General features: G+C 67.2%; 12 protein-coding genes and 1 tRNA gene. 6 read left to right on the top strand and 7 right to left on the bottom strand.

Annotated features, from left to right (window positions below):
- Window positions 1-16: 16 nt before the first annotated feature.
- The 6 genes from WBN46_RS10515 to WBN46_RS10540 all read left to right on the top strand — a co-directional run bounded on the left by WBN46_RS10515 (window position 17) and on the right by WBN46_RS10540 (window position 4,087).
- The gene (locus WBN46_RS10515; protein ID WP_337731461.1) at window positions 17-442 is read left to right on the top strand and encodes a DUF1566 domain-containing protein; all 426 of its coding nucleotides are present in this window, start codon (window positions 17-19) and stop codon (window positions 440-442) included.
- A gap of 26 nt (window positions 443-468) precedes the next feature.
- On the top strand, window positions 469-909 hold the full coding sequence (locus tag WBN46_RS10520; RefSeq protein WP_337731462.1) for a four helix bundle protein: 441 nt from the start codon (window positions 469-471) through the stop codon (window positions 907-909).
- Window positions 906-2,264 carry a reverse transcriptase domain-containing protein gene (locus WBN46_RS10525; protein WP_337731463.1) on the top strand — a complete coding sequence of 453 codons (1,359 nt, stop codon included), beginning with the start codon at window positions 906-908 and terminating at the stop codon, window positions 2,262-2,264. Before WBN46_RS10520 ends, WBN46_RS10525 begins: the two co-directional genes overlap by 4 nt.
- Window positions 2,261-2,725: a hypothetical protein gene (locus WBN46_RS10530; RefSeq protein WP_337731464.1), complete on the top strand. Its 465-nt coding sequence runs from the start codon at window positions 2,261-2,263 to the stop codon at window positions 2,723-2,725. The genes WBN46_RS10525 and WBN46_RS10530 overlap by 4 nt, the downstream gene beginning before the upstream one ends.
- The gene (locus WBN46_RS10535) at window positions 2,722-2,931 is read left to right on the top strand and encodes a hypothetical protein (protein WP_337731466.1); all 210 of its coding nucleotides are present in this window, start codon (window positions 2,722-2,724) and stop codon (window positions 2,929-2,931) included. The genes WBN46_RS10530 and WBN46_RS10535 overlap by 4 nt, the downstream gene beginning before the upstream one ends.
- Before the next feature lie 118 nt (window positions 2,932-3,049).
- Window positions 3,050-4,087: an integrase gene (locus WBN46_RS10540; protein ID WP_337731467.1), complete on the top strand. Its 1,038-nt coding sequence runs from the start codon at window positions 3,050-3,052 to the stop codon at window positions 4,085-4,087.
- Here the strand turns inward: WBN46_RS10540 and WBN46_RS10545 are convergent.
- The 7 genes from WBN46_RS10545 to tolB all read right to left on the bottom strand — a co-directional run bounded on the left by WBN46_RS10545 (window position 4,084) and on the right by tolB (window position 9,189).
- Entirely contained in the window at window positions 4,084-4,617 is a 534-nt protein-coding gene (locus WBN46_RS10545; protein ID WP_337731468.1) for a hypothetical protein, read from the bottom strand. The two genes, WBN46_RS10540 and WBN46_RS10545, sit on opposite strands and share 4 nt — an antisense overlap.
- Window positions 4,618-4,728: 111 nt before the next feature.
- Window positions 4,729-4,804 (bottom strand) — tRNA-Lys (locus WBN46_RS10550).
- A gap of 74 nt (window positions 4,805-4,878) precedes the next feature.
- Window positions 4,879-5,544 (bottom strand): 7-cyano-7-deazaguanine synthase QueC, encoded by a 666-nt coding sequence (gene queC, locus WBN46_RS10555; protein WP_337731469.1) that lies wholly within the window; start codon window positions 5,542-5,544, stop codon window positions 4,879-4,881.
- Window positions 5,545-5,699: 155 nt separating this feature from the next.
- Window positions 5,700-6,383, bottom strand: coding sequence for a 7-carboxy-7-deazaguanine synthase QueE (gene queE / locus WBN46_RS10560; protein ID WP_337731470.1), 684 nt, complete (start codon window positions 6,381-6,383; stop codon window positions 5,700-5,702).
- A gap of 63 nt (window positions 6,384-6,446) precedes the next feature.
- Window positions 6,447-7,280, bottom strand: a complete 834-nt coding sequence (gene ybgF / locus WBN46_RS10565) for a tol-pal system protein YbgF (protein ID WP_337731471.1) — start codon at window positions 7,278-7,280, stop codon at window positions 6,447-6,449.
- Window positions 7,281-7,295: 15 nt separating this feature from the next.
- A complete protein-coding gene (pal, locus tag WBN46_RS10570; RefSeq protein ID WP_192201974.1) occupies window positions 7,296-7,811 on the bottom strand; it encodes a peptidoglycan-associated lipoprotein Pal in 516 nt (171 codons plus the stop codon).
- A gap of 58 nt (window positions 7,812-7,869) precedes the next feature.
- On the bottom strand, window positions 7,870-9,189 hold the full coding sequence (tolB, locus tag WBN46_RS10575; protein ID WP_337731472.1) for a Tol-Pal system beta propeller repeat protein TolB: 1,320 nt from the start codon (window positions 9,187-9,189) through the stop codon (window positions 7,870-7,872).
- Window positions 9,190-9,245: the final 56 nt, after the last annotated feature.

Raw genomic sequence — 9,245 nt, forward strand, 5'->3', positions numbered from 1 at the left:
TCCAGGAGCACACACCATGAAAAAGCCCACCCTCATCAAGCTGGCCGCCGATGGCCAGGAACTGCCCGCCGACGCGACCGACTGGGTCGCCGTGAAGCTGCCCGAGCAGGGCCTGATCTTCACCGCCACCCAGATCAACGAGGAGGAGACCGACCAGGAGTCGCTGCAGGCGCAGGCCGTGGCGCTGGACCTGCTGGGCGCGACCGACTGGGACCTGCCCACCATCGACGAGCTGCAGCTGCTGATCGACCGCGATCGGTATGACCCGGCCATCGACACGGCGTTCTTCCGCGACATCCAGAGCGACTGGTACTGGAGCAAGACCCCGGCCGCCTGGTCCTCGGCGTCCGCGTGGGGCGTCGACTTCGTCAGCGGCGACGTCGGCGGCCTCCACCGCAGCAACTCCGGGTTCGCGTTGGCCGTGCGCCGCGTCGGTCAGTAATTGGCCCCTTTGACCTGATCTGACCGATGACGTCCCGCTACCAGCCACCGCCGATCATCAAGGCCGCACAGCGTTTGCTCGTGGACATCGAGCAGTTCGTGCGCGGCTTCGACCGCTACCACAAGTACCAGATCGGCAGCGACCTGCGGCGTGCGGCCAGCACCGTGGTGCAGCTGGCCTCGCGCGCATGGCGCGACCAGGCGCACCGTCGCCGTTGGGTCGGGCAGCTGATGTGGGCCGTCGACGAGCTCAAGCAGCACATGCAGACGGCCAAGCTGATCAAGGCCTTCCGCAGCTTCCGTCACTTCGAGCACCTCGCACGCCAGGCTGAAGAGCTCGGCGCGCAGGTCGGCGGGTGGAACCGCCAGCTTTCCCCTCAAGCCCAGAATGCGGGCGGCGGTCGTGCCGCCCCGCAGCGTGGCCAGAAACTGAGTACCCATACCGCCTCTGCGGGGGCCAATCGATGACGAAGCCACGCTACCCACATCCGGGCTGCGTGGCCTGGTCGCAAGTGTATGGGGAGGCGGCCGCCTGGTCCTCGGCGTCCGCGTGGAACGTCAACTTCAACAACGGCAACGTCAACAACAACCACCGCAACAACTCCGGGTTCGCGTTGGCCGTGCGCCGCGTCGGTGAGTTTCAAGGGGAACGGAAGCCCTCGCTGCTGCAGGGGCTGTACTACGCATGGAAGCGCGCACGCCGGCAGAAGGTGCCCAGCCACAACCAGCTGCGCTTCGATGACCGGTGGATGGACGGGCTGCTCCAGATCGAACGCGAGATCCTCACGGGCACATGGTCGCCACGCCCATCCACCTGCTTCATCGCCACACGCCCGAAGGCGCGCGAGATCCACGCACCGGACTTCGCCGACCGCATCGTGCACCACTGGCTGGTGCCGCAGCTCGAGGCTGTCTGCGAGCCGCGGTTTATCCACGACAGCTTCGCCAACCGGCGCGGCAAGGGCACGCACGCGGCGGTGAGGCGTGCGCAGGCGTTCGCCCGGCAAGTGCACAGCGGCCAAGGCGGCGGCTACTACCTGCAGCTGGACATCCACAACTTCTTCAACAGCATCCACCGCACCACCTTGTGGCGCATGCTCAAGCCGCGCCTGAAGCGCGCCGGACTGCCCGATCAAGCGCTGCGCGTGGCACATGCGCTGCTACGCCACGATCCGGGCAAGGCTGGCGTGCAGGTTCGTGCGACAGCCGACGAGCTGGCGCAGGTGCCGCCACACAAGCGGCTGGCCAACGCCCGGCCGGGCTGCGGCCTGCCGATCGGCAACCTGTCGTCCCAGTTCTTCGCCAACGTCTACCTGGACGCGCTGGACCAGTTCGCCAAGCACGTGCTCAAGGCCCAGCGCTACCTGCGCTACGTCGACGACTTCGTGCTGTTCCACCACGACCGCGCGCAGCTTGAGCGCTGGCAGACGCAGATCGTCCAGTTCCTCGCCACCGAGCTGCGACTCTCGCTCAAGCCCGAGATCCGCCTGCGCCACCTGACCGATGGCCTGGACTTCCTCGGCTACGTGATCTACCCCACACACACGCTGGCGCGGCCGCGTGTCATCGCTCACCTGCGCAAGGCACTGGCCGAGTGGGAAGGCACCCACGTCGCTGGCGGCCGCATCCGCGCCACACCCAACGATCTCGCCCGCATCCGCTGCGTGGTGTCCAGCTACGCCGGCCACCTGCAGCACGCCAACAGCCACCGCCTGCGCACGGCCATCCGCCGGCGCTTTCCGTGGCTTCGCACCGCCGCGGCCCCGCGCCGCTTCCATCACCGCCTGTCTGCCAGGCGCATCACGCTGAAGATTCGCACATGATTTCTCAGCGCCAACACGGAACGGTGATCTCATCGACGCAGGCCGAACTGTTCACGGAGTGCGAGTACCGCGCCCTCGGCGCGCCGCCGCGGCCGAACGAGCACGGCGTCTTCGAACCCGACGAGGTGCTCGCCTGCTCCGCCACCCGCAAGCAGTACGACGTCGGTGGAGCCGTCATGCGCCGAATCCCGGTCGCAGAAATCCGCCTCGTGCATATCCCTGAGGGTGGCTGGTTGTTCGCCTACTCGTACAGCCTTTCGGAGTGCGGATCCGGGTTCGCGCCGTCGTTGAAGTGGCGGGACACGCTGCGGCCGACGCGCGAGGAAGCCATCGACGCCGCGCGAGCCTCGATGGCCAAGTCGCTGGCCGGGCAAGGGGACAGCAGCAAGTGCAAGGTTGGACGCGTGGTCACCGCGTGGCTGGCCAGCGGGTGCACACAAGCGCCTGGAGACCCCAAGTGATCGGCCCTGTCCTCGAATTCTCCGACCTGCAGCAGATCAGCGGCTACACCAGGCGCGCTGACGTCGAGCAGTGGGCCGAGAAAACGGGCGTACCGGTCAAGCCATGCCGGGGCGGCGTGTGGACCACGCTGGACGCGCTGAACCGGGCGCTGGGCGTGCGGCCGGCCAACGAAGATGCGGGCGCCTACGGCCCGGATGTAGTCTGACGCTATGGCTCCTCGCGGTCGCGCTCGCAAGCACAACCCCTCCATCCCGGCCCACATCGACCAGGCCGCGCTTCCGGCCGGCGTGTACTGGGATCCCACCGGGCGCGGCCGGTGGTACGTGTTCGTCCGCAAAGAAGGTCGGCCCGCGCGCGAGACGATCGCGGGCCCGACAGCCAAGCTGTCCGAGCTGCATCACCTAGTCGAGGAGCGTGACGGCGGCCCGAAGCACGGCACCGTCACCTGGGTGCTGGCCAGCTTCGAGGACAGCGCCCGCTTCAATGAGCTGGCGCCCGGAACCCAGCGCAATTATCGCCAGGCGCGAGCGGTGGTGGAGCAGTTCCCAACAGCGATCGGCGTGAAGTTCGGCGCGCTGGTGGCTGCCCGGCTGACGCAGACCAACGTGCAGCGCTTGCACGAGAGGATCGTAAAGCAGGGCCATCCCACGAAGGCCAACCAGGTGCTGCGGTACCTGCGCCGCGTGTTCAAGTGGGCCGGCCCGCACCTCGGTTTGACTCACAACCCGGCCAAGGGCATCGAGCAGGCCAGAGAACGCAAGCGCCGCCGTCTGCCCACGCCCGAGGTCTACGCCGCCGTCGTGGAGTACGCACGGACGCGCGGCGCGCTGGTGCCGCATTCCAAGGGATCGCAGCCGCCGTACCTCTGGATGGTGGCCGAGCTGAGCTACCTGTGCCGGCTGCGCGGCATCGAGACCGTCACACTGGTGGAAGCCCAAGGCGAAGCCGACGGCATCCGCACCGATCGCCGCAAGGGCAGTCGCAACAACGTCGTGGAATGGACTCCGCGCTTGCGCGCCGCGTGGGACGCAGCACTAGCCCACCGCGCCGCCGTCATCGAGCGCCGTCGGCAACCGCTCCAGCTGCGCCCGGAAGCCCGCTTCCTGTTCCTTTCCGAGGACGGCGAGCCTCTGACCAAGGACGGCCTAGACAGCGCCTGGCAGCGCCTGATCAAGGCCGCTATCCGAGATCGTGTGATCATCGACGAGCAGCGCTTCAGCCTCCACGACTTGAAGCGCAAAGGCGGCACCGACACCGCCGGCAACGTCGCTGACAAGCAGACGGCGCTGGGCGTCAGCCCGGCCATGATGAAGGTCTACGACCTCAGTGTGCCACGTGTGAAACCTTCCGACGCTACCTAGCTAACGCGGCGCGGATCTGGGCCGTAGTGATCGTCCATTTCGCGAACCATTGCCGCCGTCTCACGTTCCACGAATTCCGGCGTCACGCCAAGGGTCAGCCATACCTGCTCATACAACGGGGTCACTTGCTCATCCGCCCGCTGGAACAGGTCGATCATGTCAATCAGCATGGACAGCATGTGCCGCTTCCCGCCACCGTGCATCAGCTCGGCCGCGTGCTCCCGAAAAAAAGCATGCGCGAGGTAGTTTCGCCTTGCTAGAGCATCGTCCAGCAACTTGTCCAAGTCGGGTGCGACAGGTATGAGCAGACGCGCTGCCTTCAACAGTCGGCCCAGCGTCTTAGCCTCCAAGCCTTGGAAGGTATCTGCGAACACCTCCCGGATGATTGCCGGCTCCTTCGCCAGCCGCAGTCCTGCCGCCAGGTTGATTAGGCTTGTCTCCAGTAAATTGGCCGCGTAGAGCGCGAGCCCAGCGAAGGCATAGAGTTCCTTCGGATCGTCGTGGTCGGGTGTCGGGATAGCGGCGGGCATGGGCGCACGTTACCGCGCCCCTCCCTCGCGAGAAACCTCTCGCCGCAGCTGATTTTTACGGAGGATCTTTACGGAGCGCGCACCGCGAAGCTCGTAAGTCTTTGATGTGCGTGGTGGGCCGTGAAGGATTCGAACCTTCGACCAAAAGATTAAAAGTCTTCTGCTCTACCGACTGAGCTAACGGCCCGGGAACGCATCCCGGCCTTGCACCGGGATGCGCATTCTAACGCATCGCCCGCGATGGGGCGAAACCCGCCCGGTTCACGCGTAGTGCGTGGGGTCCGCCACGCCGGCATCGGCGAAGCCGGCGGCACGCAGGCGGCACGCATCGCAGTGGCCGCAGGCGCGGCCCTGCCCGTCGGCCTGGTAGCAGGACACGGTCTGCGCGAAGTCGACGCCCAGCCGCATGCCCTCGCGCACGATATCGGCCTTGCTCATGTGCAGCAGCGGCGCCTGGATGCGCAGGCCCGCCCCCTCGACACCCGCCTTGGTGGCCAGGTTGGCGAGCGTCTCGAATGCTTCGATGAACTCCGGGCGACAGTCGGGATAGCCCGAGTAGTCCACCGCATTGACGCCGCAGAAGATGTCGCTGGCGCCCAGCACCTCGGCCCAGCCCAGCGCGACAGACAGCATGATGGTGTTGCGCGCCGGCACGTAGGTCACCGGAATGCCCGGGCCGCCGGCTTCCGGCACGTCGATGTCGTCGGTCAGCGCCGAGCCACCGATGCTGCGCAGGTCGACGTGCACGGTCTTGTGCGCAGCGGCACCGAGCGTGGCGGCGACGCGCGCGGCGGCATCCAGTTCCGAGGTGTGCCGCTGGCCATAGCGCACGCTCAGCGCGTGCACGGCGAAACCCTGCTCGCGGGCGATGGCGACGACGACGGCGGAATCCATGCCACCGGAGAGAAGGACGACGGCGTTTTTCATGGGGTACGCGATTCGTTATGAAGGTTACGGGGCCGGGGATCAGGCTCGTCATCCCAGCGCACGCTGGGATCCATGTTGCCGTTGCGTCCGCTCATTGTCCAAGCGAAGAGCGAATGGATCCCGGCGTGCGCTGGGATGACGGCAACCTCTAGGGATCACCGCCCCGGCTCGTCGTTCCACAGCAGCTTGTGCAACTGCATCTGGAAGCGTACCGGCAGGCGGTCGGCGATGATCCAGTCGGCGAGCTCACGCGGCTCCAGTTCGGACTTGCTGGGCGAGAACAGCACGTCGCAACGCTCGGCCAGGCGGTGCTCGGCGACCATCCCGCGCGCCCACTCGTAGTCGGCGCGGCCGCAGAGCACGAACTTGACCTGGTCGCGCGCGGTCAGCTGCGGCAGGTTCTCCAGCCGGTTGCGGGCCATTTCCCTGGAGCCGGGTGTCTTCAGGTCCACCACGCGCGAAACGCGCGGATCCACATCGGCGATGTCGATAGCGCCAGAGGTTTCGAGCGAGACGTCATGGCCGGCATCGCAGAGCTTCTTCAGCAGCAGCAGGCAGCGCTTCTGCGAGAGCGGTTCGCCGCCGGTCACGCAGACGTGGCGGACGCCATGGCGGGCGACCTCGGCCACGATGTCGTCGATCTCGCGCCACTGCCCGCCATGAAAGGCGTAGGCCGTGTCGCAATACTGGCAGCGCAGCGGGCAGCCGGTCAGACGGACGAAGACCGTCGGCCAGCCGACCGCATTCGCCTCTCCCTGCAGGGAGAGGAATATCTCGGTGATCTTGAGGCGTTCCAGCGGGGACTGGACGATCTCGCTGGGGCGGGCGGCGTCATTCATGGGGTGCGCATGATACGCCCTGCCGGCCCGGCGGCCCCAGGTGGGGCCGGAGACGGCGTTTCTTCAGCGCAGGCGGCCGAGCTGGATGGCGCGCAGCCGGTCGTCGGCGGTGCGGGCGACATCGGTGCCCGGATACTTGGCGACGACCTCGCCGAGGATGCGCTCGGCTTCAGGCAATTTGCCCAGGCCGTAGTCGCAAAGGCCCATCTTCAGCAATGCACCGGGCGCCTTGTCGTGGGTCGGATACTGCGCCAGCAACGCACGGAACTGGTCCGCAGCCAACGCGTAGTTCTGGGTGACGTAATAGCTCTCGCCCAGCCAGTACAGGGCGTTGGGCGCGTACACGCCGCCGGGGTAGAGCTGGAGGAAGCTGGTGAACAGCTGCGCGGCATCGGCGTACTCGCCCGCTTTCAGGCGGTCGAAGGCGACGTTGTACGCGGTGCGCTCATCGCCGGCAGCGGACATCGCCCCCATGTCGCCATGGACGCTGGGCGGCGGCTCGGCGGTGGCTACGGCGGCGGGCGCCGGCACAGTGGCCGGCGGCGATGCGGGAGCCTGGCTACCGAGGGGCGGGCTGGCAGGCGTGGTACCGACGGGGGCCGGCGCAGTACCGCCCTCGAGGCGGTTGAGGCGACCGTCCAGGTCGAGATACTGGTCGCGGCCGCGCTGCTTGAGCTGCTCGTTCTCGTTCTGCAGCTGTTCCAGCTGCGCACGCAGTTCGCGCAACTCCGCTTCCTGCTGCGTGAGCTTGTTGAGCAGGTCGAGGTTCTGTTGCGGGTTGTTGGCCTTCGCTTCCAGCGCCGCAACGCGGTCAGCCAGGCTGACGCGTTGCGCCTGGGCGGGAGCGGCGGCCACCAGGGCCGCCGCCAGTACCAGCATGTACTTCTTCGCGATCATCGTGGCGATGACGGCTTACTTCGCCGTGTACACGATCTCGACGCGACGGTTCTGCGACCAGCAGGACTCGCTGGAATCGGTGCAGACCGGACGCTCTTCGCCGTAGCTGACCACGGTCAGCTGGGCGGCCGAGCCACCGCTGGCCTGCAGGGCCGAGTTCACCGCGTTGCCGCGGCGCTCGCCGAGGCCCAGGTTGTACTCGCGGCTGCCGCGCTCGTCGGCGTGGCCTTCCAGCGAAATGCGCGAGGACGGACGGTCACGCAGGTACTTGGCGTGGCAACCCATGATGGCCTGGAACTCCGGCTTCAGGGCGTCCTGGTCGAGGTCGAAGTAGACCACGCGCTGGCGCAGGCAGGCGTCGGTGTCCAGGTCGTTCGGGCCGTAGACGCCCGAGGTGGTCGGCGTGGTCGGGGTGGTCGGCGTCGTCGTGGTGGTGTCGGTCGGCGCTTCCGGCTTGACGGCTTTCTTGCAGCCTGCCAGCACGGCAACGGACATCAGGGACAGCATCAGAACACGGGCGGTGTTGTTCATGGTGATTCCTTCGTCGATAAAACGGGGGGTCAAGGGAACGGACATTGTAGACAGAAACTTAACGCACGGTGCGATAGGGCGACCACGCCGGCTCGCGCACATCGGCGTTGGCCACGACCAGACGCTGGCGTACGCGCGCATCGGCGGAGACCGCGTACAACACGCCCCGCCCGCCTTCGCGCGCGGCGTACAGCACCATGCTGGCGTTGGGGGCGAAGCTGGGCGATTCGTCCAGCGAGCCCGGCGACAGCGACGACCAGCGCGCGCCACCCAGGCTGCTGTCCATCAGCGAGATGCGGTAGTTGTTGCCCGCACCCTGCACCACCGCGATCTTCTTGCCGTCATACGACACGCTGGCGGTCGCGTTGTAGCTGCCGTCGAAACTCACCCGGCTCGCACTGCCGCCACCGGCGGGCACGCGGTAGATCTGGGGGCGGCCGCCGCGGTCGGAGGTGAAATAGATGCTGCTGCCATCGGGACTCCACACCGGCTCGGTGTCGATGGCCGAGGTGTTGGTCAGCTGGCGCAGCGACCGGCTGCCGAGGTCCATCACGTAGATCTCGGGATTCCCGCTGCGCGACAGGGTGAGTGCCAGCTGGCGGCCATCCGGCGAGAACGAGGGGGCGCCATTGATGCCGCGGAAGCCGGACACCTTCTCGCGCGCACCCGTCGAAATATCCTGGATGTAGATCGCCGAGTTGCCGCTCTCGAAGCTGACGTAGGCCAGCTTGCGGCCGTCGGGACTCCATGAAGGCGACAGCAGCGGCTCGGCGGAGCGGACCACGGTCTGCGGATTGAAGCCGTCCGAATCGGCCACCATCAACGCGTAACGCGTGGCCTTGCCGGTACCGGCGGCGGTGATGTAGGCGATGCGCGTCCAGAACGCGCCACGCACGCCGAGGATCTTCTCGTAGATGGCATCGGCCATCTGGTGGGCGACATCACGCAAGGCGTTCGAGCGGGCCGTCATCGCCAGGCCGAGCATGCGCTCCTGCTTGGCGACATCGAACAGTTCGTACTCCACGCGATATCCACCATCGCCCGCATCCACGACCCGGCCGACCACAATGTAGTCCTGGCGCAGCGCGCGCCATGTCGGGTACTGGATTTCGCCACCGCGCGTCGGGCGCTCGGTGATGCTGGCTTCGGGCAGCGTGCGGAATGCACCCGAACGCTCCAGATCGGCGCGCACCACGGCCGAGACATCCGTCGGCGGCGTGCCCGCACTGCCCTGGTAGGGCATCGGCACCACGGTGATGGGCAGGGCGGAGGCATTGCCGCCGATGATGTCGATCTCGAGCCCTTGCTGCTGGGCGGACGCCAGGGCGGGCACCAGCGTGAACAGGAACAGGGCGAACCAGCGCAGCGGTTTCTTCATGGGCAGCGACTCTGCGGTTGTGCGGGGCGGCAAAGGGATACCAGCCCGCGCGTGAA

The sequence above is a fragment of the Pseudoxanthomonas sp. CCNWLW251 genome (genome assembly GCF_037402255.1).
In the GTDB taxonomy this organism is placed as follows: Bacteria; Pseudomonadota; Gammaproteobacteria; order Xanthomonadales; family Xanthomonadaceae; genus Pseudoxanthomonas_A.